Annotated in this window: 21 protein-coding genes, 1 pseudogene and 1 riboswitch; of the genes and pseudogenes, 4 read left to right on the forward strand and 18 right to left on the reverse strand. The window is 49.6% G+C overall.

Annotation, left to right across the window (positions count from 1 at the left end):
- Window positions 1-79: 79 nt before the first annotated feature.
- Both M3650_RS14885 and M3650_RS14890 read left to right on the forward strand, forming a co-directional pair.
- The gene (locus M3650_RS14885) at window positions 80-721 is read left to right on the forward strand and encodes a TetR/AcrR family transcriptional regulator (RefSeq protein WP_251575862.1); all 642 of its coding nucleotides are present in this window, start codon (window positions 80-82) and stop codon (window positions 719-721) included.
- Window positions 722-794: 73 nt separating this feature from the next.
- Entirely contained in the window at window positions 795-1766 is a 972-nt protein-coding gene (locus tag M3650_RS14890) for an aldo/keto reductase (RefSeq protein WP_251575864.1), read from the forward strand.
- Window positions 1767-1849: 83 nt separating this feature from the next.
- Here the strand turns inward: M3650_RS14890 and M3650_RS14895 are convergent, their stop codons facing one another.
- The 8 genes from M3650_RS14895 to M3650_RS14925 form a co-directional block, all read right to left on the reverse strand.
- Window positions 1850-3274: an NAD-dependent succinate-semialdehyde dehydrogenase gene (locus M3650_RS14895; protein ID WP_251575865.1), complete on the reverse strand. Its 1425-nt coding sequence runs from the start codon at window positions 3272-3274 to the stop codon at window positions 1850-1852.
- A 157-nt stretch (window positions 3275-3431) separates the two neighbouring features.
- The gene (locus M3650_RS14900; protein WP_251575867.1) at window positions 3432-4451 is read right to left on the reverse strand and encodes a linear amide C-N hydrolase; all 1020 of its coding nucleotides are present in this window, start codon (window positions 4449-4451) and stop codon (window positions 3432-3434) included.
- Window positions 4451-5788 (reverse strand): condensation domain-containing protein, encoded by a 1338-nt coding sequence (locus M3650_RS14905; protein ID WP_251575868.1) that lies wholly within the window; start codon window positions 5786-5788, stop codon window positions 4451-4453. Before M3650_RS14905 ends, M3650_RS14900 begins: the two co-directional genes overlap by 1 nt.
- Window positions 5789-5899: 111 nt before the next feature.
- Complete coding sequence (locus M3650_RS14910; protein WP_251575870.1) at window positions 5900-6754, reverse strand: helix-turn-helix domain-containing protein; 855 nt, start codon at window positions 6752-6754, stop codon at window positions 5900-5902.
- A 245-nt stretch (window positions 6755-6999) separates the two neighbouring features.
- A complete protein-coding gene (locus M3650_RS14915) occupies window positions 7000-7260 on the reverse strand; it encodes a hypothetical protein (RefSeq protein WP_251575872.1) in 261 nt (86 codons plus the stop codon).
- A 111-nt stretch (window positions 7261-7371) separates the two neighbouring features.
- Complete coding sequence (locus M3650_RS31985; RefSeq protein ID WP_285848466.1) at window positions 7372-7503, reverse strand: hypothetical protein; 132 nt, start codon at window positions 7501-7503, stop codon at window positions 7372-7374.
- Between the two features lie 116 nt (window positions 7504-7619).
- Complete coding sequence (locus M3650_RS14920; RefSeq protein ID WP_251575875.1) at window positions 7620-9626, reverse strand: alpha/beta hydrolase family protein; 2007 nt, start codon at window positions 9624-9626, stop codon at window positions 7620-7622.
- 121 nt (window positions 9627-9747) lie between these two features.
- Entirely contained in the window at window positions 9748-11451 is a 1704-nt protein-coding gene (locus M3650_RS14925; RefSeq protein WP_285848467.1) for a glycoside hydrolase family 19 protein, read from the reverse strand.
- Between the two features lie 212 nt (window positions 11452-11663).
- Between M3650_RS14925 and M3650_RS14935 the strand changes: the two are divergent.
- Both M3650_RS14935 and M3650_RS14940 read left to right on the forward strand, forming a co-directional pair.
- Window positions 11664-11804: pseudogene (locus tag M3650_RS14935) on the forward strand (MerR family DNA-binding transcriptional regulator); the annotation flags it as partial.
- 271 nt (window positions 11805-12075) lie between these two features.
- Window positions 12076-12750, forward strand: a complete 675-nt coding sequence (locus M3650_RS14940) for a VOC family protein (protein WP_251576098.1) — start codon at window positions 12076-12078, stop codon at window positions 12748-12750.
- A 255-nt stretch (window positions 12751-13005) separates the two neighbouring features.
- Here the strand turns inward: M3650_RS14940 and M3650_RS14945 are convergent, their stop codons facing one another.
- From M3650_RS14945 to M3650_RS14990, 10 genes are all read right to left on the reverse strand, one after another.
- Entirely contained in the window at window positions 13006-14127 is a 1122-nt protein-coding gene (locus tag M3650_RS14945) for an SMI1/KNR4 family protein (RefSeq protein WP_251575877.1), read from the reverse strand.
- A gap of 187 nt (window positions 14128-14314) precedes the next feature.
- Window positions 14315-14521: a hypothetical protein gene (locus M3650_RS14950; RefSeq protein ID WP_251575878.1), complete on the reverse strand. Its 207-nt coding sequence runs from the start codon at window positions 14519-14521 to the stop codon at window positions 14315-14317.
- Between the two features lie 446 nt (window positions 14522-14967).
- Window positions 14968-16662 (reverse strand): M3 family oligoendopeptidase, encoded by a 1695-nt coding sequence (locus M3650_RS14955; protein ID WP_251575880.1) that lies wholly within the window; start codon window positions 16660-16662, stop codon window positions 14968-14970.
- Window positions 16663-16867: 205 nt separating this feature from the next.
- Window positions 16868-17869, reverse strand: a complete 1002-nt coding sequence (gene nrdF / locus M3650_RS14960; protein WP_251575882.1) for a class 1b ribonucleoside-diphosphate reductase subunit beta — start codon at window positions 17867-17869, stop codon at window positions 16868-16870.
- Between the two features lie 85 nt (window positions 17870-17954).
- Window positions 17955-20048, reverse strand: a complete 2094-nt coding sequence (gene nrdE / locus M3650_RS14965) for a class 1b ribonucleoside-diphosphate reductase subunit alpha (protein WP_036705410.1) — start codon at window positions 20046-20048, stop codon at window positions 17955-17957.
- Window positions 20020-20400 (reverse strand): class Ib ribonucleoside-diphosphate reductase assembly flavoprotein NrdI, encoded by a 381-nt coding sequence (nrdI, locus tag M3650_RS14970; protein WP_019423940.1) that lies wholly within the window; start codon window positions 20398-20400, stop codon window positions 20020-20022. The genes nrdE and nrdI overlap by 29 nt, the downstream gene beginning before the upstream one ends.
- Window positions 20401-20572: 172 nt before the next feature.
- A riboswitch (cobalamin riboswitch) is annotated at window positions 20573-20771 on the reverse strand.
- 674 nt (window positions 20772-21445) lie between these two features.
- The gene (gene fadH / locus M3650_RS14975) at window positions 21446-22210 is read right to left on the reverse strand and encodes a 2,4-dienoyl-CoA reductase (RefSeq protein ID WP_251576092.1); all 765 of its coding nucleotides are present in this window, start codon (window positions 22208-22210) and stop codon (window positions 21446-21448) included.
- A gap of 179 nt (window positions 22211-22389) precedes the next feature.
- Window positions 22390-23217 carry a carbohydrate ABC transporter permease gene (locus tag M3650_RS14980; protein ID WP_251575884.1) on the reverse strand — a complete coding sequence of 276 codons (828 nt, stop codon included), beginning with the start codon at window positions 23215-23217 and terminating at the stop codon, window positions 22390-22392.
- The gene (locus M3650_RS14985) at window positions 23217-24128 is read right to left on the reverse strand and encodes a carbohydrate ABC transporter permease (RefSeq protein ID WP_251575886.1); all 912 of its coding nucleotides are present in this window, start codon (window positions 24126-24128) and stop codon (window positions 23217-23219) included. The genes M3650_RS14980 and M3650_RS14985 overlap by 1 nt, the downstream gene beginning before the upstream one ends.
- An 82-nt stretch (window positions 24129-24210) precedes the next feature.
- Entirely contained in the window at window positions 24211-25554 is a 1344-nt protein-coding gene (locus tag M3650_RS14990; protein ID WP_251575888.1) for an ABC transporter substrate-binding protein, read from the reverse strand.
- Between the last annotated feature and the right edge of the window lie 13 nt (window positions 25555-25567).

Raw genomic sequence — 25567 nt, forward strand, 5'->3', positions numbered from 1 at the left:
TCTTCTGTTCATTACCGTACAAAGCGAGCCGAATTGTTGATTAAATGTAAATTATTCGTAAATGAGAAGGTGATGCTCAATGTCCAATACGGCGGATCGGCGGGTCAAAAGAACGAAAAGGAAAATAAAACGCGCGCTTATCGAATTGATGAACGAAAAAGAGTTCGGGGCAATTACGGTGCAGGACATTGCCGAACGAGCGGACATTAACCGGGGGACATTCTATTTGCACTATCAAGACAAATACGATTTATTCGAACGAAGCGTAGATGACATGCTGGAAGAGCTCGCCAAAACGGTTGGGCCAACCGAAAATGAACGGGGGAACATTGCCCGTACCTACCCGGAACAGCAAGTTATCAGGTTGTTTTCCCATTTTCAGTATCATAGCGATTTTTACAAAACCATGTTCGGGGACAACGCCAGAACGTATTTTCAGAACCGCTTCATGGACATGTTATTCAAGCAATTCAGCCAAGCCTTTGAAGAGTTGAAGCTGACGCCTCGCGCCATGAACGGCATTAACAAAGAGATTGTGACCCACTACGTTCTGTTCGCCCATCTGGGAGTATTGGTAAACTGGCTGGAGCAAGATACCCCCCATTCTCCCGAATATATGGCGAAACAATTGGAATCGATTTATGAATACGCATATCAATTTACGCGCCCGGAGGAAGAGCGCTTGACTCGCGCCAATCGGCATAGTACCGATTCAAGATAGCAACGGGCCGCTAACTGTAGTAAACTATCCTTGCAACTTGTCTCATAGACTATAGACGATGGAGTGACTGCATGTGACTACAATACCATTACAACGCAGCGGCTATCCGGTCACCCGCCTCGTACTCGGCTGCATGGGGCTGGGCGGGGGCTGGAATAGCGAACCGTTTGCCGCCGATCATGTAAAGCAAGCCCGCGAAGCCGTGGAGGCTGCTCTTGATAGCGGCATTAATATGTTTGACCATGCCAACATTTATACGTGGGGCAAAGCGGAGCAGGTATTTGGGCAAGTACTCAAGGAACAGCCTGAATTGCGAGAACGCATCTTCATCCAATCCAAGTGCGGCATTCGCTTCGCCGAAGGGGACGTGCCTGGACGATATGACTTCTCCGAACAACATATTATTACTAGCGCAGAGGGCATCCTGTCACGCTTGGGCGTAGATTACATCGACTTCCTGCTTCTCCACCGGCCAGACCCGCTGATGGATCCAGACGAAGTCGCAAGCGCCATTCACCAATTGAAAGCATCCGGCAAGGTCCGCGCTTTCGGGGTGTCTAACATGAGCTCCGGCCAGATTCGCCTTCTGCAGGCATCCTGCGACGAACCGTTCATTATCAATCAACTAGAGATGAGCCTTGCCAAGATTGGCTGGCTTGATACTGGCGTGCACGTGAATCAGGCTGCGGCCACTGCCGATATTTTCCCGGAAGGAACCATGGAGTTCTGCCGCTTGAAGAACATTCAGCTCCAAGCATGGGGACCGCTTGCGCAAGGAATATTCTCTGGCCGTTCCATTGACGATCAGCCTGAATCCATTCAAGCGACAGCGAAGCTGGTGCAGCACATGGCCGAAGAGAAAAGCACGACACCGGAAGCCATCATCCTTGCCTGGTTGATGAAGCACCCTGCCGGTATTCAGCCTGTCATCGGAACAGTTAACCCAGCCCGTATTCGGGCTTGCGGGGACGCAGTCAATGTGACGCTGTCCCGCGAAGAATGGTTCCGCCTCTATGTCAGTTCAAGAGGACGGGCGCTTCCATAACCCTCTGTAATGCGAAAGAGGGAGCGATCGCTTGAAAAGGCAATCGCTCCCTTTTTATACAGACTATAGTCATGAACCAGATGTCATATCCCTAAAGAAATATATTTAATTTCTAAATATTCATCGATCCCGAAGTGGCTGCCTTCCCTGCCCAGACCACTCTCCTTCAAGCCTCCGAACGGAGCCTGGGCGGCCGACGGAGCTCCATCATTCACGCCGATGATGCCGTATTCCAAGCTTTCCGCAATCGTTACCGCCTCCCGAATGTTCTCGGTGTATACATATGCCGCGAGACCGTACGGCGATTCGTTCGCACGCTGTACTGCTTCCTCCACCGATTGGAACACCGCTACCGGAGCAAGCGGACCGAATGTCTCCTCCTGCATGCACAGCATTTCATCCGTTGCATCCGCTATGACCGTTGGCTCGATGAAGAAACCGCGATCGTTGGCATTCGGCTGACCGCCTGTGACAATACGTCCACCTTTGGCAACCGCATCCTCGATATGAGCGATTACTTTGTCCACCGCGCGGCCATTGATGAGCGGGCCGATATCCGTCGTTCCCAGCATGCCGTCCCCGACTAGTAAGCGAGCCGCTCTATCGGCAAGCTTGCGGGTAAATTCATCGGCAACAGGAGCGGCAACATAAATCCGGTTCGTGCATACGCACGTTTGGCCCGCATTACGGAATTTGGATGCAATTGCTCCCTCCACCGCCATATCGAGATCCGCGTGCTCCGTAACGATAAACGGAGCATGACCGCCCAGCTCAAGTGAAATCTTCTTCACCGTATCCGCCGCGCCCCGCATCAATTGCTTGCCTACATGCGTAGAGCCGGTGAACGACAGCTTGCGAACGCGCACATCTCGCTGCCACTCGGCCGCAATGGCTGCCGGGTCCCCCGTCACCACATTCAAGACGCCGCGCGGAATGCCGGCTTCATCAGCCAATTCGGCGAGCTTGAGTGCCGTGAACGGCGTCTCCTCCGATGGCTTGATGACAACGGTGCATCCGGCCGCAAGGGCAGGCGCTGCTTTACGGGTAATCATCGCCGCAGGGAAGTTCCACGGCGTAATCGCCGCGACAACGCCGACTGGCTGCTTCAGTACGACCATCCGCTTATGCGGAGATGAGGCGGGAATCGTCTCGCCATATATGCGTTTCGCTTCCTCCGCATACCACTCGATATATTGATTGGCGTACCGAATCTCTCCAATCGCTTCCTGCAGCGGCTTTCCTTGCTCCATCGTCATGATGCGCGCCAATTCGTCCGTATGCGCTTCAATGAGCTGGTGCCACTTTTTCAATAACTTGCTCCGTTCTTCTGCTGTCGTCTTGGACCAGGTCCGAAAAGCTTCATAGGCCGCGTCAGCCGCCAGCTTCGCCTGCTCGCCGCCTCCGAACGGGACCGTTCCGACAACTTCCCTCGTCGCTGGATTGATGACCTCTATTGTCTTATCCGCATCTGCCCATTGACCGTTTATATACATGCCATATTTCAACATAAGTTATTCCCCCAAATATCTGTCATTGCATCGTCAAAGTTGATTGGTCCTTTACTATAGACTACCATAAAAAGTTTCAATAGAGTTATACCCTTCCCCTTTATGGTTGCAACTGGAAAATTCATCTTTGGAGAGAATAAAATTGCGGTTCAACACGTCAAGGCTGAGCAGGTTCCATCATTTCCGGGTAAGAGGACATTAATTCGATGTCATCGTCCGTTAGCGTGTACGGGAACATACTCATGATCATCGGATGACGGAACAGGGGTTCAATAAGCTCGCGATTCAGCTCCCTGCGGTATGGCACGAATTCAGCTATCCCCCCTGTGGCATGTGCGCATACGTCCAAGGCCAGTGGCTGCGCGCCGGCTTCGAAGTCGAAGTCTTGCAGCTGGAATGATCGTATGTCTGGATAGCGGTTCGTGCGAAAATGCACCTGCAGCGAATCCAAATCATACACACAGGACCACACCGTGTCTTCCCGTTTCACTGCCTCGAGCGCAGCAAAGCCTTGTCCAATGCTTTCTTCCGGCACTAAAGGTCGTCCGAGAACCACTGCCCCGCGTTGAAATCGCTGCAGCGAATTACGCTCATAATCATGGTTGTCACCGTGTATATCCGGAGCATCGTTCGCTGCACATCCGTTGTGCGATAACGCTGTCTCATAGCTGCTGTTGGTCAGAAGCGGCATCGGAAGTGATGCTCCCGTGTATAGCTTCATTTTACCTCCGATGTATTCAATCACGGCGGCATCCCCGCTCCGATCACATGCCATATAGTGAACGGCGGACATCGTTTGAGAAATGCGGATATGCTGCGCCGTCTCCACGACATCCGCGACCGTAGCGCATGTATCGAGCATATATTGAATCCACTGCAGCTCGTTGACTGCCGGTCGTACATCCACGTCTGGATAACGGGTGTCCGGGAGCGTCATCTGCTCGACGACAAGTCCCGCTTCATTAATGCCGCCATATGGTAATTCCTTGCCCGATTGACAGTGCGTAATGCTGCCATAGACGGACACCCAAGCGGCGGGCTGCTCAGGCGGACGGATCAAGGCCGCCTTGACCATATTGCGGTGATTTGTAAACAGGCAGCCTGAATCAAGGAAGATGTCTAGATTTTTGCCCACAATGCGCTGACCGTGCTCATTCAAAAAAATCGTTGTGCACATTACCGTGTCCCTCCCGCAGCGTAGCCGTTCAATTCATCCGTCATACGCGATAACAGAAGCTGTATATCATCCGCAGAGGTGTTCGATGCATAAAAGTTAACACACAGTGTCAACATGCTGCTATACGTGCTCGCTCCCAACATGAAGCCGGGTGCGAACAGAGCCGGGCTGATCATATATGCCGCCCTCACTGCCGAATCCCCGAACATGAACCCGGGGTCCCCGATGATTCCGAAGTTGGATAACATGGGGAATGCTTTCCCCCACGATACAGCACGGGATCTCGCTTCGTGCAGCCAATGCAGAGCTTCTTCATATCCCATGCTTGCGAGCAGTTCAAACGCAGCTGCGCTCTGAATTCCAAGCATGCTTTTCTTATGCTCCTGCATTATCACCACTATACGGACCAGGGTCTGCTCGAACGGCTCTCCCATCTTGTCCTGTATAAGCACGTTCACTGCTCCCGATAGATTGCATATTGCTTGATCGTGCAACGAGGTCAAATGACGCCGCAAATCAACAGTAACCTGAATGGCTGTCGCTTCCCCTTGATCTGAACGAACGAGAATCCATAGCGCCCGGAAATAAGCGGTCAGAATCAAATCATTCAAGGTGCATCCTTTCCTCTTCGCCGCTATGCGTAGTGCCTCGACTTGCTCCCCCTTTATTTGCGAAATGAGATGGGTGCTCTCGCCCGCAGGTAGATCAAGCCGCCTAAAGGGAAACGCCCATCCAGGCTGCAGCTCAGCAACTCCTGTATTCAGAAGCGTACTCCAATCAACGATGCCCAATTCCATGAACAAAGCGCTCTGATCCCGCTTTCCACGCACATTCCGACTTGGAACGTATCCAGAATCCATGCCTAGCTTCGTATATATCGCTGCCAGCAGCCGCAAATACTGCTTTACGCCAGCGCCGTCACATGCGGCATGATTTAATTTGATGCAGAGGGTGTCCTTTTCCTTAGAACGGATGACTCCTGCACTTACCTGCGGGTCACTGTCCGCATCGAATGGCACGCCGACAAATTGCTGAACGGACTCCTCCACCCGATCGGTTTCCAGCAATACACACCACTTGGATTCCTCTATGTTCTCTATTCGCTGCCAGTAAGGATGATGCGGATCTTCGATGAATCGGCAACCCAAGATGGGCTCGGCATCTGCAGACAACTTGACAGCCTGCGTCAACCGTTCATGATCAAGATGACCTGCCAACTCCAAAACGGCATGCAAGAGATGATTGGATGCCGTATAACGTGCGCTGTAGTTGAACCAATCCTGGGCATTGGCAGGCAGCCACGCCGGAATGGGTTCGGAAGTATTAGTTGATTTCATGCTCTCACCTCAGATCAGTATCTTACGTTTCAACTATAAGACACTGATGTGAACGAGGCTTGACGCTTTTTACAGTAATTTGGGCAGGCGTCATTCAGATGAAGTGTAAAGCTATGTTATGGGAACATAAATGGAAAATGCGCCTGTACTCGCGTAATCCTGCTCATATCGCTCGAAGAAATCAATGCCTACCGAATGGAAGCAGAGCCCGGAAATGGCGATACACTTATACAAATCATGATGGACAGTGTGGAAAATATGACCCATGCTGCCGCGATAGCGAAAAACGGCGTACTTCGAAGCGGGGATATTCATGCTGACCAATCCATAACCGCTTAGTAGAGAGCGAGCAGCCGGATCAATTGCGCATGTATAATCAATTTGAGTCGGACTTGTCTTGCTGCACGTTGTGATGCTATATAAACGGGGCACTCCGAACGGGGTAACTTCCCGCTCAACGAATGCCTGTATGAATGACGTTGCTCTGGCAATTTCATGCGGATGCTCGGGATCGAAGGAGATATTGCGCCCGACGACTGTACGATCGTCTAGTTCTACCTGATCATAGCTGACGATGAGATCACGGTTTACATTTTTGAAATCGCGTTCTACTATCTCTTGTCGCGGCAGCAAGCGGATCTCCCTCATTCCATGACGGTATTCCGTCGGAGACAAACCGAACGCCCGCTTGAATGCGCGCGAAAATGACTCGTGCGATTGAAAGCCGCACTCGAACGCGATATCGACCATCTTACAGCTGGAACGCTTGATTTTCTCAGCCGCTACAGACAATCTCCGCATATCGATATATTCCTTCAGCGTCCGGCTCGCAACTGCGCGAAATATCCGGTAAAAATGCGTATGCGACATATAATAGCGGTCTGATAGCTCTTCCAGCTGAACTCCTTGAAACAGATTGGTTTCTATGTATTCGATAGCATCATTGACGATGTCGATGTAGTTCAAGCGGATCCTCACTTTCTTTTTTCATATAAGAAATTGTGGTATCCGTCTGTCCCGACCTCGCTCGTTCCGGTTTTGACGTAACCCAATTTCACATAGAAGCGATGGTTGCGTGTATTTAAATAACCGGTATCGACCGTCCGAGGCGTCGCTTCCGGATGCAGCCTCTCGACAGCGAGAATCGCTTGAGCGCCGATGCCAGTTCCGCTTCAATCATAGTAATCACGATGCCTTGCCCTCTTCTTGTTTCAGACCCGATCAGGGGCCGGGGGTGCAATAATCGGCCTGTAGGCTAATGCCATGTCCACGATCTGTTCTGCGGAGTAGTTCTCGTCCGACCAATAAATCAGATCCGTTACCTCCGGATGGGAAACATTGTCTGCTAGCTGGTTCAATTTATGGTCGATTTCCGCCTCCAAACCAGCTGCTTGCTTCGCAAGCTGCTCTTCGTCGTCGCTAACGGTCAAGAGCTGTTCTAGTCGATGCTCGATTTCCTCTTTGCCTAACATTTGCAACACTGGCTGTTCTGATTGAATATGCCGTTACGCAGGCGGGAACGTTTTGTTGCATTGCGCAATGGCGCTCACCTCATTTCTCCGTATCTCGTGATGTGCATTCAGCTACAGCTTGACGCTTCTCCGGTATCCTTGCCCCATGCTGCGGAATCCGCACCGCTCATAGAACGATTGCGAATCCCTCCGTATTCCACTTGTAGTGGCAGGGATATCCGCTTCAGGCGCTATTGAATCCAAAGTCCAAGTGTGAGCTGATGACCGGATTCAATAGCGAGCGCCAGCTCGCTCTAGCGGATGCAGATATCCTCCACCTCCATTTGTTTCGTTGTTAACTTTTAATTAGAATGAGGCCGCTACGCTTGGAACACTCCATTCATCCATCCGGCAATTCGGTTTAACCGTTCCACCCGCAGTTCTGGATGACCGCTGCGTGACAAATCATGATTCGCGCCCGGGAACCGCACGAGCTGCGTCTTTTTGCCAAGACGCTTTAAGGCGACGTACAGCTGCTCCGCTTGCTCGATTGGGCAGCGCAAGTCCTCTTCCCCGTGCAAGATTAGCAGCGGCGTCTCCACTTGCTTCACATAAGCAAGCGGGGAATGCTTCCACAGCTTCTCCGGCTCTTCCCACGGCTGGCCGCCGATCTGATCTTCAGTGAAGAAATACCCGATGTCACTTACGCCGTAGAATGAGAGCCAGTTGCAGATGGAACGCTGCGTTACGGCTGCCTTGAACCGGTTCGTATGACCCACGATCCAGTTGGTCATGAATCCGCCGTAGCTGCCGCCCGTCACGCCAAGGCGCTGCTCGTCCACATAGCTGTAATGGGATACGGCATAATCAACCAATTCTATTACGTCCAAATAATCGCGTCCGCCGTAATCACCACGGCACGTATTGACGAACTCTTGGCCATAGCCATGTCCGCCGCGCGGATTGCAGTAGATGACTGCATAGCCTTGAGCGGCAAGCAGTTGGAACTCGTGCATGAAGGAGTTCACATACATGGCGTGCGGACCGCCATGTATTTCGAGGATGGTGGCCGCCTTCTTCCCTGTCTCCAAGCCGACGGGAGGCAAAATCCAGCCTTGCACCTTCCCGCCATCTGACGCTTCGAACCAGAACGATTCGGGCTTGCTCAGCTCCAGTTCCTCCAGGAGTGCCGCATTGCTCCGCGTTAATTGCACTTCCTGCTTGCTCTCTGCATGCAAGCGGTACAGTTCTCCCGGCCGCTGCGTATCCGCTGCAACCAGAACGAGTTCGTTGCCGCTTCCGGCATACGCGATCTGGATGATTTCCCGCGGACCCGACGTCAGCATCTCATGGCTGCCGTCCACGCCGAAGCGACCGACATGGACATTGCCTTCCGTCGTCACGAGCGCATAGATGGATTGCCCGTCCCGGCTGAAGACCGGTCCAGAGGACGCCCCCATCTTCATATCTGTGACGGCTGCATTCCCCATGTGCAGGTCCAACCTGCCAGTTAAGCACTTGATTTCGCCGTCAGGATACGCAGCGGTATAAATTTGTGTCGTCGTTGCATTTCCATGCGAGCGTTCGTCGCCGAAAAAGGCGATGCTGCTGCCGTCCGGTGAGAACACCGGCTTGCTGACGGACATCGCGGTCTTCGTCAGCCTGCGGAACTCTCCCCCGCTGCGTCCTGCGATGAACAGATCGTTCGTTAATACCAAGTCTGCATCAACTGAGGCATCTGTCGGAATTTTGGCTGCAAAAACGATCTCATCGCCATTCGGCGACCAGGTAAAATCGATAACGTCAAAATCACCGGACGTTATCGCTGTGTCTTGCGTGCTTTCAATATCGTGCACGAACAGATGCACTCTCTTACTATCCCACAAGCCTGAACCGTCGGCTTTGGACTTCGTCCGATCCACGACGATCGCTTGTTTTCCTGGCTTCGGCAAGTCATCCTGTTCGGCTGTTGCATCATCGCCTTTCGCCTGCTTGTCCGGATCCGCTTTTGACGTATACAGAAGGGATTGTCCGTCTGGCGACCAAGCAAAGGCGCTGACTCCCTCTTCAGCCTTCGTGACGGCGTACGCTTCTCCACCCTCCGCATCAATGAACCATACTTGGTTCTTTTGTCCGTCCTTGCGGAGGAAAGCCAGCTTGGAGCCGTCCGGTGACCAAGCAGGCGCCGCATCCTGTTCGCCGCGCGTAAACTCCCGTGTTGCGCTACCATTCCAATCCGTCAGCAAGATGCGTGAGCGGTACCCGCTTTTGTCTTCTTTTACAGTCTTAGAAACATATGCAATGGTGCCGCCGGCAGGACGGACAGCTGGATCGCTGATCCAAGTAAATCGATACAAATCCTCTGCTGTAATTCGTCTTTTAATCATAGTGGATGACCTCCTGTTCAAAGTTTGAATATGTTCTTACTTTACCATGATATGAGTATCATCTCACTTAAAAAAGCCTCTCCAACCGGAAATGATTCCGGTCGAAGAGGCATTTCACCTGCTAGAACGGCCGCATGCCAAGCGTGTCGAGCTTCTCGCCCGTTATGTCCACGCCCTCCTTCGCCGTTATGTCACGATAGTGGCCCGCTCTGCGAGCGATGCGAACGTCGCTCTCGCCGAGGTTGCCTTCCTGTCCTCCGTTGATGACCATAATCGTCACCCCGAAGCCCGGCGGGTTCAAGCCTTTGGCGATCTCCTCAGCCGAAGGCACCCAGTTGCCTACCATCACATCGTGACAGGATGGCTTCGGCGCCTGCGGCGTCATCCAGAATAAGATCGCCGTCATGAAGCCGAGCTTCCCATCTGCCGTGATACGTTCCGGATCGTTGAGCAGCACTTGCTTATCCCCGTAAATAATCGAACTGAATAATCCATAATTATAATTCCAGCTTAATTGAATCGGCCCGCGTCCGTGATATGATTTGCCGGACACCGGAGGAAAGTCCTTGTTCGCCCCGTCTACATACCCAATGCCGCCATTGCCCCCGATATAGCTGACTTCTTCATTCCAATAGAGGGCCCATCGCAGCTCTCCTCCCGGAGCGGTCGCCCAGCCTCCGCCCGTTTCATGAGCAATATTGGCCAAGAAAGCCGCAAGCTCGCGCTTTTTGTCCTTGTCTGCTCCTTCCTTCAGGAACGAGCCAAAGTCGACAATCCGGGTCTGAATCGGCTTCGCGGCCGCCCAGTCGTCGTTGAAGCCTGCCGTTTCCAGCAGGAGCGTTTCCTTCTTCTGCGCTTTGTCCAGACGGCTAATCCGCTGCAGCCACGCCGAACCTTCCCGCGTTTCAATTTTATACTTGATATTTGCTACATCGCGCACAGCTGCTATTAAATTGTCATAGGAGTAATAATCGGTTTGATCCGCACGGTAGTAGTCTTTACCGTTCGCAACCTGATGCCACTCCGGCGATCCGATACGCAATGGGAACAGCTCTTCGAATTGCGCTTTCGACAACGCGGCTTGCACGGCTTGTGCCGCTTTGTCCGGAGCATACTGCGGATCGATGCCTTGCCATAACGATGCAATTTGCGCGTCCGTCAGAATTCGACTCTGGCCGACCCCCAGATCGGTTCCGGCAACATCGGTTCGTACTATCAGCTCCGCGCTAGCCGTGCCGTTGCCGGCTGCATCGTATGCCTTTACGGTGTATGTGTATGATGTATCCGCTTGCAATCCGCTGTCCGTATAAGACAGAGCCGTGACCGAAACGAGGAAGGTTCCGTTCCGATATACGTCATACTTTGCGATGCCAATATTATCTGTCGCGGCTTCCCAACTCAATGTTATAGCGTTTGAACTTTTGGACAATGCTTGGAGGCCAGATGGAGCCGTTGGCGCTTCTGTATCCGTTTCTCCTCCGCCGGGATTGCCTGGATCATCGCCGATAAGCTCCCACGGCGTTTCCCACGGATCAGCTCCCGGCTTATCCGGAACGTCGTTCTGTGTCCACCATTTCGCGCGGTATTGCTTGCCATTGTAAGTCACAATCGTACCGGCCGTGTAGGCCTTCTCTGCAGACCATGTCTCAGCTGCCGAAGCGGCGGCGCCTAATTGGTCCGCGCTTACCTCGCTTCTTTGCGCCAGAGGTGCCTCTTCAGCTCCGACCGCCGCTCCGAGCGGCGCAACAAGCAGCGAGGTTCCTAACAAGAGCGCGCTCATACGCCGCAAAAACTTTCCAGAATACGGATAACTGCGACTCAACATCATTCATGCCTCCTTAAAATGGGAATAGATGACTACTCCACTAATGTAAGGGAACAAGCCCTATTTTGACTATAGGCATAAACTACTAATTATGTAAACGCTTTAACTCTATTTCTGTCTGACCATGAGGAATCGTCCAACTCGTGCTTGACTCTCACATGATGTTATACTTTAACATGACATTACCGGGCCCGTGAAAGGGGTTATAACAGATGCGCATCAGCGACCTATCACGTCTAACTGGAGTCAGTATTCGCTCCTTGCGTTATTACGAAGAAAAAGAGCTGCTCTCTCCCACGCGTACGGAGAGTGGCTATAGGGAATATGAAGTGGAAGACGTCGAACGAGTGAGAAAAATTCAATTTTATTTGCAATTGGGTGTCCATACGGAAGAATTAGCCCATCTATTTCATAATTGTGCCGGTTTTCCCGGAAACGGGAATCCGTCATGTGCAGAGGATGCCATAGCCTTCTATGAAAGCAAGCTGCTTGAAATACGCCGCCAGAAACAGCTGCTGGAGACGGCGGAAAGGGATATCAACCATATCATCGCACATTGGGAAGAGATGCGGCAGTACGAACCGATTGGAAAGAGAGGGAGCAAACAAATGTTGATGCTGGATCATGTTACGTTCGCAGTCCGTACACAAATTGACGAAAGAGACCGGAGTCCGGTTCTCCGCTCCTGTCGAAGCTATTCCTGGTGCGAGAGGGCAAGTCGCATACTTAGGAAAAGGATTCCTGGAGGTCATTGCGGAGGAGGATTCGGACAAGCTGCGAAATACCGAACTTGGCACAGGCTTTGCCGAATTTGCGGAGAGGCAGGAAGGAATATTCGGTGTAGCGCTGGAAGTGAGCGGCGGACTGGCCAGCTTTATCGATGACGCGAAGGAACGGGGCGTCCCGTATATCGGGCCATTTATGCAGCAGGCGCCTTTATCGGATGGATTGCACATCCAGTTCGGTACGGCGTTTCTCGGATATGATATGCCTTGGCTGATCGAATATGAACAATCTAGGGCATGGGACAGTCCGTTCCGGTTGAGCGGAATCGAAGTAAGCGCCGCTAATCTGTCTGCTTCGGCGCAGCAGTACCGGCAGGTGTATCATTTATCGGCGCCTGTTCCGATCGGTGAAGCCGCATATGAGTGGCAGCTTGACAGAGGCGGGATTCGACTGATCCAGCAAGAGCAGGGGCAACCCGGGTTCTCGGCTGTAACCATTGCAGACAAGGAACGGGAATATCGGATTGAATTCGTTCCTGAAGCCGGGATGACGATTACGCAATCATCATTATAATCATACAGTCTGGCTTTACCGGGGCTGTCATACGGGCGGCTCATCTTGATGCCCCCGTATGACGCTCTTGTCTCAGAGCGAAAGCCAACGCCTTCCCCACTATTTCGCGATCATCGAAATGGATCGTGCCCTCGCGCCCAATTTGATACGTTTCACAGCCTTTACCGGTAATCAAAACGATATCCTGCGGATTCGCAAGCTGAATGGCTCGATAGATAGCTTGCTCCCGGTCAGCAATCCGCTCGAAACTGCCTGCTAGATGTAATGACGATTTTTATCAATCGGGACAAGGTACTTGCTCTTCAGCCAATCTGTAAAATGTCCATATTCGACACCAAGCGCATACGACTCTTTATTGATTTTCTCGGTTCGCTGCAGATAAATGAGCAAAATGATAAAATCCTTCAAGCTGTCAGCGATAACGATCTTCTCGTCTTCATCTCTGCCGAAGTTAATTATTTGACCCTCCGTTCCATGTGTATCCGGATCAAGGTCCATGCCGATAAAGTTGCCGCCGAAATCGTTAATGAACGGGATCCACCGCTTGTCTGCATAGATGTCCTTGATCGCCTGCTCGGGATAAGAAATACAATTACGGCTGCACTGCAGAATCTCCCCTTCATCCATACTGTCCAACAGGTCGGTCCAGATTCTCCATTCCCGCTCCACCTCTTGCAACGGCATGAAATTCAAACCATAAAATATGCCTGAATCTTCCTTGTCGTTTTCCCCGTCATTCATGGCATACAACGCTTTGAAGTCTTGCGGAAGCTCGAAACCTATGATGGCTTCCAATTGTTCCAGCCGTGAGGAGCGGCACCCTGCTCGAAGATTGTTGTATAGCACTGCGCGGTGATCTTTTATCGGCTGCATGTACAGACTCCATAATTGCACGAATGACAGCTCTGACAACTCAGCATACAGCCTTAGATAGGCTTCTGAGTTCTCTCTGTGGTACACTTTTGTGCGTGTGACGTCTTTCGCATTAGGATTGTCAATCAACGCCTGTATTGTCGGATCCAGCGGTATTCCGAGATATTTATACTCGAAATAATCGGTTTTCTCGGAACTGTACAGGAACGTCTTCTCTTTGTAATAGTAATCAACTTGCACTTCGTTGGCCGAAGTCAGCAGGATGACGAATTCATCCCAAGTTTGATTGCGGATATCTTCCTGCAGCGCCTCCAAATGTTCATATAACAGCTCTTCCTGCTCTTCAGGCAACTGCCAATTGCCCAAGAGACTCCCATCTTTTCGTTGGATGCGCACGGCAGTGCTCAGGCTGTTTGTCGTAATTTCACTATGAAACAGGAGCTTGTCCCACAAAAAATCTTCCGCTGTCAAACACGATTTCAAGCATGTCACGATTGCATCCATAACGTCGCTATTCAGATTCATCATTATCATACCTTTGCATCTAGTAATTTTGGTGAGGCAGGGCTTCGGCCTCGCAATCATACCAATTCTCCATTCATGAGAAAAGTTCCTTCTATCGAATCGAAAAGAAAGCACATCCACTCGGGGATGCGCTAGTGTTAAAAATTCGGCTAAATCTTGTGTCGCGTTAAGATTGAATTCCATATATCCTGTTGTATAGCCATAGTACGGCTGCAATGACCACAGCAGAAGACAATGTGACAAATACGATATATCCAATCTTGCTCATATTCCGGGTATATTGATCATAGAAAGCATTTTTCCGAAATGGACTGACCCACAACTCTCCGATTAAATTAAGCACGACCAGTACGAAGTTTTTCACTACCAGCATGGCTGAACACCGCCTTTATGCAAATTGGATATATTATATCATACGCATCCCATAATTACCCATTCCATCTTCTTATAGCGTTCCGACGACGCGCAGATTTTAATATCATGCGTTTTCTTATACCTATATAAGAAAAATGGTGAACGTGAAGCACCATAAATATAGGCTGCGAAATAAAGTCATTTTCCGATATTGGTTTGTACCTGAGTTAGAGGGAGATTGGGGCTAGATGCTGTATTGTGTACAGCAGCCCTCTGATCTTCTGAGCAAGGCGCCATGGGGAGAGTGAAGCTAGACACTGGAATGCATAGAATGATCTCGAACGTGATTGTTCAGAAAAATTAGGTGCGGTGTGTCGAGGGGGGCGGCTTATGCAGCAGTTATGCAGAAAAAAGGTCGCATACGTTCTCACGCAGGCGACCTTGCTGGGATTGCTATTTTCAATCTTACAATACCGTGTCGTCTACCCCGTTCAACCACGCCTCGATGTCGCCGATGACGGACGCCACGCAGCCGTTCTCGAACGGAGAAGTCAAGCCAGCCAGCTTCACTAAGCCGGTAAAGGATTGGCTGCCTCCAGCCTGGCACAATTTCAGGTAGTCGGTCCACGCTGGCTTCCAATCCTCGTTCATCCGCTTCCAGAACTGGAATGCGCACAGTTGGGCTAACGTGTAATCGATATAATAGAATGGCGATTGGAAAATGTGGCCCTGCTTCTGCCAGAAGCTGCCACGCTCTAAATAGTCGTTGCCTTCGTAATTCCGGTGCGGCAAATACTTCTTCTCGATATTGCGCCAAGCGGTCTTGCGTTCCGCCGGAGTCGCTTCCGGGTTCTCATATACGAAGTGCTGGAATTCATCCACGCTGACACCGTAAGGAATAAAGGTCAGAGCAGATGCCAAATGAGCAAACCGGTATTTATCCGTGTCTTCCTTGAAGAACAAATCCATCCACGGCCAAGTGAAAAATTCCATGCTCATGGAGTGAATCTCCGCCGCTTCATAAGTAGGCCAGTTATACTCCGGCACTTCAAAGTGTCTGCTCTCGTACACTTGGAACGCATGACCCGCTTCATGAGTCAATACGTCAATGTCGCCGGAGGTGCCGTTGAAGTTCGAGAAAATGAACGGCGCTCCGTGTTCGCTCAAATACGTGCAGTAGCCCCCGCTCTGCTTGCCTTTCTTGCTGACCAAATCCATCAGCTCGTTATCCACCATGAAGGTAAAGAACTCGTTCATTTCCGGAGATAACTCAGCATACATTTTCGCGCCATTTTGGAGAATCCAATCCGGGTCTCCTTTTGGTGTCGCATTTCCTGTCTTGAAGCTGAAGCCTTCATCGAAATAACGCAGTTCGTCGACACCGATCCGGTTGCGCTGGCGATCCTTCAGCTTCGTGGCGACGGGAACGATCTGCTCCAACACCTGATCGCGGAAGTTGGCGACCATTGCAGCGTTATAGTCGGTACGGTTCATCCGGTCATAAGCAAGCTCCACGAAATTGTTATAGCCAAGCTTCTTCGCGATCTTCGTGCGGACCTTTACTAGATCGTCGTAAATGCGATCGAATGACGCTTCATGCTCTGTCATGAACTGATATCTAGCTTCGGCAGCCCGCTGTCTCAACTCCCGATCGGTAGACAGCTCGAATGGCGTCAACTGCGATAATGTCCGCTCTTCACCTTCGAATTGAATTTTCGCGGAAGCGATAAGCTGGGAATATTCCGTCGCAAGTTTGTTCTCCAGCTGTAAATCTTCGATAACGTCAGGATGGAACGTCTTCAAGGACAGCTCCGCCAAAGCAAACAATTGACTGCCCCACTTGCCTTCCAACTCCGTTCTGAACTTCGAGTTGACCAATGCGCGGTAATAGTCTGTTATGTATTCTTGGATGATCGGACCGACCTCGTCCACATAATCCTGCTCCGCCTTATAGAACGCATCCGTCGTGTCTACGGAATGGCGAATGCCGACAATTTGGCCTTGGGTATCGATTTCGCTGCGCAGCTTATTGATAGCGGCCATGGCGCGATCCTGCTCTTCTAAGCTGTCCGCCGCATTGAAGGCACTCAATAACTCTTTAAAACGCTGTTCAATAATTTTAATATCGGGTCTTTCATATTGATACTCACTGAATTTCATATAGCATGTATCCTCCCTATTGGTTAATCTACACAAATCTACTACCTATTATACAAAACAATCGTCATACAATTCCATAAGTGAAGCCTCTATCAAATGGGATTTACTTACATGGACATTGTACTGGATCCATCCCCGCTTGTATAGGTGCGCCGCAACAAAAAAATCCTCCACATGAGGGAGGATTTTTGTACTTGCTATATTACTAGATTCCAAGCTTATTCGACTCTAACACACGGCGATTCAAGAGCTCAAAATCTTCATCATGCAAAGGCTCGACCTTGCCCTTCTGATATCCTTGCCCTTTCGTGGAGAAGAAATCGTGCGTCGTCGTCTGGGTTCTGATTCCGTTCAGAACGACGGGATTGACCTCTTCCTCTTCGAATACAGGCTCGAGTCCAAGGTTCATCAAAGCTTTGTTCGCATTGTAACGGATGTACTTCTTGACCTCATGAGTCAATCCGATCGGATCGTAGAGCTTCTCCGTATACTCGAGTTCATTCTTGTAGAGGTCATTCAATAAGTCCTGCACAAAGCGAGAAGCTGCTTCTTGCTCTGCACCGTTCAATTGCTGGAATGCTTCCTGCGCAAGCAATCCGACGAAGACGCCATGTACGCTCTCATCTCGAACAATGAGTTTAATAATCTCTCCGCTCGCGACCATTTTTCCTTGGCCTGCCAAATATAACGGATAGAAGAATCCCGAATAGAACAAGAAGCTTTCCAGAAATACAGAAGCTACCATTGCTTGATAGAGGCTCAGATTTCCACCGTCTTGTATATTTTTGTAATACGAGTCGATTCTGGATGTTTTATATTGTAAATGTTTATCTTCTTTCACCCATTCGAACGTATCGTTAATCATCTCCGAGCTAGCTACCGTCGTAAAGATCGTGCTGTAGCTTTTGGCGTGGATCTCTTCCATGGCCGCTTGGAAAATAAGGATTGCCTTCTTCTGTTTGTCTGCCACATGCTGCGCAATCATAGGCATGCCGACGTTGCCTTGTTCCGTATCCAGCAGCGTCAATCCGCCTAATACTCTCATAAAAGTCAACTTTTCGTTATGACTTAGCTTAGTCCAAGATTTCAAGTCTTTCGAAATCGGAATCTCGGTATCTAACCAGAACTGGGAGGTGTTCTGGGTCCACAGGAGCTCGGTATAGTCTGCTTCCGGAGCATTCCAATTCACCGCTTCAAACTTATTCATCAATATATCCTCCTTCTAACGACACCACTGGCACAATCAACGTTGATCATCAGATATGATGCACATCTATGCATCTTTTCCGTGCTTATACGACGCAGCTTACGCATTCGTCGATCGTTCTTTTTCTCGTACGTGTATAATAGAGTGTCTTTAGCCCTTTCTTCTGGGCATAAATGTAATACATCGCCAAATCTCTCGTCGTCAAATCATCTTTGACGTATAAGATAGTCGAAATCGCTTGATCGATATGAACTTGCACTTCAGCAACCAGATCGATCAGGTTGAACATATCCATATCATAAGCTTCTTTGTAGTAGAAGAAGTTGTCCTCATTCAAGAACGGCATCGGATATATCGTTTTGGAATCCCCGTACTCACGTTCCTCGATCTTTTGCGTAATTGGCGCGATCGAAGCGGTTGACGATTGAAGGTAAGATATCGAGCCGGTCGGCGCAATCGCCAAGCGGTAGGCATGGTAGACGCCGTATTGAGCCACTTGCTCCTTCAGCCGCACCCAATCTTCATGAGTCGGGATGTCCATGCCTTCGAACAAGGCAGCCACCTTTTCCGTCCGCGGCGAATAATCGGTATTCATGTAGCGCTCGAAATAAGCTCCGTTCGCATATTCACTCTTTTCGAAATCTTTGAACGTCTCGCCCCGCTCCTTCGCAATCAGCATCGAGCGCTCCAGCGAGTAGAAGTTGAGCATCATGAAGAAGGTGCGCACAAAATCGATAGCTTCCTTGGATTCATATGCAATTTTGTTCAATGCGAGAAAGCCGTGCAGGTTCATTGCCCCGAGCCCAACGGAATGAAGTTCGCGGTTCGCCTTCGCTACAGAAGGGACAATCGAAATGTCGCTGCGGTCGCTCACTTCGGTTAGCGCATCCATCGAACGATGAACCGTCTCTTTCATCCGTTTGTTCTGCATCACGTTAACGATGTTAAGTGAGCCCAGGTTACAAGAAATATCGCGATTGATTACATCCTCTTCACCGTAATCATTGATCGAGGATACTTCACTTAACTGCGCGATCTCACTGCACAGGTTGGAAAATTTAACACGCCCAATTTCTTTCAGCGCATGATATTCATTGGCGTTATCGACAAACATCAGGTATGGGTAACCGGATTCCATCTGGATTTGTGCAATTTTAATGATAAGGTCTCGGGCAACAACTCGTTTTTTGCGGACATTCGGGTTGTTGACGAGCTCATCATACATGGCTGTGATATCCATATCGTCCATATGCATGCCGTACTCTTTATATACCGTATGTGGGTAGAAGAGATACATATCTTTATCTTTCTCTACCAATTCGAAAAATTTATTAGGGGCTACGACGCCAAGCGACAGCGTTTTGATACGAATTTTCTCATCGCTGTTAATCTTTTTCGTATCCAAAAACTCATGAATGTCGGCATGGAAAATGTTTAAGTAAACGACCCCGCTGCCATCGCGCTGACCCAATTGATTCGCATAGGAGAAGCAATCTTCAAACAATTTCATTACCGGCAGCACACCGCTCGCTTTGCCGTCCAAACCTTTGATCTGTTCGTCAGCTGCGCGGATTTTGCTCAAGCTCAAGCTTACGCCGCCGCCAATTTTACTTAATTGCAAGGCAGAATTAATGGCGAATCCGATCGAGTTCATCGAATCGTCGATCTCCAGCAAGAAGCAGCTTACCAATTCACCGCGCCGCTTCTTCCCTGCATTCAGGAAGGTCGGCGTTGCTGGCTGGTATTCCTGCGAAATGAAGAGCTCCGCGTATTCCATCGCCTTCTTCATGTCACCATTGCCCAAGAAGAGGGAGACGACCGCAATGCGATCTTCGTACCGCTCCAAAAACTTCGTTCCGTCATTCGTCTTCATAGCGTAGTTGTTGTAGAACTTAAAAGCGCTCATAAACGAAGGAAATCTGAACTTCTTCTGATACACCATCTCGTACAACTTCTTGACTTCAGCAAAACTATATTTATCGAACAGCTCCTGTTCGTAGTAGTCATGCTCAATGAGATAATCGATTTTTTCTCTCAAATCGTGAAAGAAGACCGTGTTTTGATTCACATAATCGACAAAATAACTTCTAGCCGCCTCACGGTCTTTTTCAAACTGATACTTTCCATCTTTTAACACCATAATTTCATTGTTAAGCTGAATCCAATTTGATAGTTGCATCGACAATTTCGTTTACCTCCTGTTTAAAACGCTCCACATCTTTATTGGTACCGCTCAGTTCGAATTTCATTAATACGGGAACTGAGTACATTTCGGAAATACGGTCCGCTGCCCTTCCATAAAGTTCGCCCCAATTCATATTACCACTGGAGACCACCCCTTGCAGCATGTCGCCATTATTCTCCAAAAATTTCAAAGTCGATTGAGGCGCTTGTCCGAATCCAGTCGAATATGTAATTAAGACGAATGGTTCTTCGACAGTCAGCCCATCTGCGACTTGAATGCATTCCAGATCAAGCTTATTGACGAAGCGCTTCACGTTTCCGGTCTTTGAGTCAAACACGATACGCATCAGTGACCCTCCATTGCTAGAAGCATTGCAAACATGATTCTGTGATTTTTTCCATAGAAAAAGCCCACCTAATCTGGTAGATGAGCTTAAAACGACAAAAAAAAAATACAGCGCTTGTTGCTTCACCAAGCACTCTGCAGCGTGTCGTTTCCACTTCTCATCCCCCGAAGATGCGAAACCAAGTAAATAGGCAGGTCTCCTGACTTGTGTGTCATCCTACTGTGGGCCCTTCCCATATCAGTGACTCTCAGAGATCCATAATACAGTGGCAATGCCCATCTCGTCCACACTTACAGTTGCGGGGACAGCTCCGGAATTGCACCGGATTCCCTATTAAGTCGAACTCGACACCTTATTTACTCTATGATATTCAGTTAAATAATCCATATTTAGTATGTACCCTCTTGAACAGACACTAAATATAGGCTCTTATCGTAGCATACACATTTTTCTGCGAAGAAGCAAGATATTTGACATAAAAAACAAGCTGACGAAATTCAATCCTTTGCCAGCTTGTAACTACACTAAAATATATTATTATTCCAAAGGTTTCCTCGCTTTATTTCAAAAACATTTGGGCCATTCAATTTCTTTCTCTTTCGTACGAAAAAAAGCAGGACGTCGTCGCATAATCGCCCTGCTTCAGCAGCATGAAAGTATATTCGATTTTCCAGGTTGCTATATCAACCATTTTGTCCGACATAGGTTACTACGCTCTTGGGCGCTATTACAGCCCGAAACTTTCCACTGTTCGAAGGAATAGCAGGTCCCCTGCTCCATGTTGAGGCTGTCTGCTGAAATTTCCGAATGCATAATATCTCTTCGTCAGCTGATAGGTGTTCGTATCTTTGAATATATTGATTAATCCTGGTTGTATTCAGCTTATGAACTCCTCTGGCCTTGGCCTGCTGCATGACCCACACCTGATCAGGTCTGGCATTGAAATCATATTGACCTGGTGCGGGATTAAATGCCGGGAATATAGCGCCCCTGAAGATGGCCATTTGTATCCGTAAGCACGTTTGTAATAACCGGTATCAGCCAGTTATATAAACGTTTGGTGCAGCGATTGCCCTCCATCCAACGTCAAGCACGCGCCGTTCATATACGCTGCATCCGTCGAGAGCAAAAAAGCAGCAAGCCCCGCAATCTCTTCCGGTGTGCCCAATCGTCCGAGCGGAACGCTGTCAAGCATGCGTTGTCCGGCTTCTTCGGAAGAAATGAGCTTATCTGCGCCGCCGGTACGCTCGATTAAGCCAGGTGCGATGGCGTTGACTCGGATGCCATAGCGGCGTCCCCATTCCACCGCAAGCGTGCGCGTCATGGCAAGCACCCCCGCTTTGGCGCTCGCCGAGTGAATAACTCCCGGTCCGGCATCCCACGCATACGTGGCCACCATGTTAATGATGCTGCCCGGAATGCCCTCGGCAATCCAATACTTTCCGACCGCTTGGCTGCAATAGAACGTACCGTTCAACACAATGTTGACGACCGCATTCCAGCCGTTTATTGACAAATCCTCTGCTGGACATAGAAAATTGCCTGCCGCATTGTTCACCAGCGCATCGATTCGCCCAAAGACAGCCACGGCTTCCTCCACCATGCGCTGCACATCTTCAGGCTGGCGCACATCCATTTGGACAGTAAGCACCTGGCCTGCGAATGTTTCTATTTCGCTTTTTGCCGCCTCCAGCTTCTCTGCCGATCGTCCTGTAATGACGACCCACGCGCCCTTCTGTGCCATACGCGCAGCCATTGCCTTGCCCATACCGCTGGAACCGCCCGTAATGATAACCGACTTCCCCTTCATTTCATCCGCCCCGCTTTCACTATTTTTGCTCGCTCGGATTGTCATACAGCGCCATGATGCTCGAAAGGCCACCGAAATTGCGATTCCGATGGCCTTCTGTTCCGAGTCTATTATTCTATTGTATTTACAGTGTAACATAAAGATTCGCGAATTTCTTCCTTTTTCTTACTCCCGATCCATTATCCCTTTAAACTGCCTTCTGCTACGCCTTCGATAAATCTTCTCTGCAAAAACATATAAATGACCGTAAACGGCAAAATGGAGATAAGGCCCGCGGCCGATATCTTACTCCAATCCGAGCTGAAATTGCCGACGAACGTCAAGTATTTCGTGGAGACGGGCTTGAGCGCTTCCGTCTGCACAAAGGCGTTGGCGAAGAAGAACTCGTTCCAAGTATATAGGCCTGCGAGCAGCGCAACGGTCAGGAAGGCAGGCTTGGCAATCGGAACGATGATTTTCATCAAAATCATCCATTCGTTGCACCCATCGATTCTTGCGCTTTCGCTTAATTCCTTCGGTATTCCGAGAAAAAACGTACGCAGGATGAAGATATTGAGCGGCAGGAAAATGGCGCTGTAAATAATGATCAAGCCCGTCAGCGTATTCATCAAATGCAGCTTCTGCCACATATAGAACAGCGGCACCAAAAACATGCCCAACGGGACGGACACGCATAGGAATAGAAACGCCAAGATGCCCCCTTTTCCTTTGAAATCCATTTTCGCAAGCGCATATGCGCATAATCCCCCGGCAATGCAAATAATGGCAACGGTCGAGCATCCTACCAAGATACTGTTTAAATAGGCCCTACCGTATTCCCCCATATTCCATGCCGCCGTAATGTTCTCCAAGGTAAAATGCGCAGGAAGGGAGAACGGGCTTACCTGAAACTCCTCCGGCGGCTTGACCGCATTAATAAACAGCAACGCGATCGGCCCGATCGCAAACAGAAGGACAAGAATCAGAAAGAAATGACGCGATAACGAAGTAAACAAACGCGCTCCCATTAGATCTCCCATCCTCTCTTTCTTAAATATCCGAATACCGCGATAACAATACCGCTAAACAAGGCTAAGGCCAGGGCGATGGAGCTGGCGTATCCCGGCGCCTGATTTTGCAGCGCTTCCTTATACATATATGTTGCAATCAATTCCGTCGCATTGCCCGGCCCTCCACCGGTCATCACATAGACGTAATCAAATGCGGCAAACGACCAAATCATCGTCATCATCATAATGAGCAGCAAGGTCGGGCGCAGCTGCGGAATAATGACGCTCCAGAAGATTCTGATCTTGCCCGCGCCGTCAATCATGGCCGCTTCCTCCAGGCTGCGGTCAGTCTGATGAAAGCCCGTCAAAAATAAAATGAGCAGAAACCCCCAATAACGCCAACCGTCAACAAAGGCAACAGAAAATAGCGCCTTGTCCGGATCGCCGAGCCACAACGGGAGATTCGTAAATCCCCAACCTTCGAGCACTTTGTTAATCCCGAAGAAGGGATTGTAAATCCAACTCCATATTTTGGCCGTAACAACGGTGGAGCAAATATACGGCAAAAAGAACGTGACCCTGTAGAACATTTGCCCACGCCTTACACGCGAGAGCAGAACGGCGACTATCAAGCTGAACGAGACCGGTATCGTACAAAACAACAACAGCCAGATCAAATTGTTCTTCAACGCTTTATAGAACTGAACGTCCTGAATGAGAGTCGCGAAATTTTGTAGTCCTATAAACTCCGGCGGACGAATTCCATCCCAATTAGTCAAGGAAATATAGAGCGTCCCTACGGTCGGAATTGCAATCACAAACCCGGTCAACAGCAGAGCGGGCAGAACGTACAACCAAGGCAATAGCGCCTTTCGTTTCCGCCTGTTACCGGGTCTCGGCTTCGAAGACAATGAAACCATATCAGCCATATGCACGCACCCCTAAAAAGAAAGTAAAGAGGAGTTACACTCCTCTTTCAGAGTGTTAGGAGCAGGCGTTCCCAACAGGTGTTCATTTTGCGAATTCAAATACTTTACCGCTTTGCTTATCCTCTTGGTACGTCGCTTCCATTTTGTCCATATACGATTTTATGTCCATGCCATCCAAGAACACCGCTTCCAGATTATCGTAGGAAAACACTCTCGTCTGTGCTGGCCAGAACGTCCATGATAAATAACCGGTGGCATTGCGGTTGCCATAATCGGCAAGCAGGTCGGACACCTCTTTGTAGTGTTTGTCCAAATTCGGTATAGCCCCTAAGTCCAAATCTTTAATCGGCTGAAGGCCCATGGCGACAATACCTTTCGCCGCAACGTCAGCCTGTGTCACATAATTCAAAAACTCTGCGACAGCATCTGGATTTTTGGAATTCGCATTAATGCCATATGCGATACCGAGAGCTAACGGCAGGTTGGTCTCAACGCCTTCCTTCCAAGATGGCATCGGGAAGATTCCCCAATCCATGTCGCCTGCTTTGCTGCTTAGGGTGTTCAACAACCAGCTGCCTTCCATTTTCATGGCCGCTTTCCCGGATAGGAAGAGTGTCGTTGCATCTTCGCCGGTAATTGCATGCGATTTTTTATCATTAATATATCCGCTTTTCCACAAGTCCACCAGCTTTTGAACGGCTTCTGTCGATTCCGGTCCATTCCAAGGAAGCTCGCCAGAAAGCACCTTTTTCAATTTTTCCGGTCCTAATGTGGCATTATATGCCATTGACAGCCACCACTCGTTGGCCCCTCTATAGTCGGATGCGCCGAATGCGAACGGAATAATTCCTTTTTCGGTCATTTTTTTGCTAAGGGCCACCAGTTCATCATAACTTTTCGGAATGTCCCATCCGTTGTCCGCGAACATTTTTTTGTTGTAATAGACGAGTTCCGTCTCATATTTCCCCGGCAAACCAATCAGCTTGTCTCCTACCGTAACTGGCGGGTAAGCCCACGGAATAAAGCGTTGATCCCATCCGTATTTCTTGCTGTATTCGTCTAATTCCACCAAATATCCCGCCTTAGCGAACTGCCGCAGCGTCGTCGTTCCGTCCGTCGTAATAATATCGGGCCCCGCCCCTGCAGCAAGCTGCGATTTCGTAATTTGTTCCGGGTCGGCGTTGTACGTTACATTGATTTTAATGTCGGGATGTTGTTCTTCGAACGGTTTAATCACGTCATTCTCAAAATATTCTTTCCCATACTGCGTATGAAGGTACCATGTAATTTCCTTGACACCCTGCTTGTCGCCGGTTTGACCTTGGTTGGCGCTTCCCGTCCCCTTATCGGCGCTGCCGCAAGCAGTTGCGGCGATCATACTGCAGCTGACTAATAACACAGCAAAAAATTTCGTAGCCCTTTTCATCATGATCTCCCCT

The organism is Paenibacillus sp. MER TA 81-3, assembly GCF_023713585.1.
In the GTDB taxonomy this organism is placed as follows: Bacteria; Bacillota; Bacilli; order Paenibacillales; family Paenibacillaceae; genus Paenibacillus_B; species Paenibacillus_B profundus.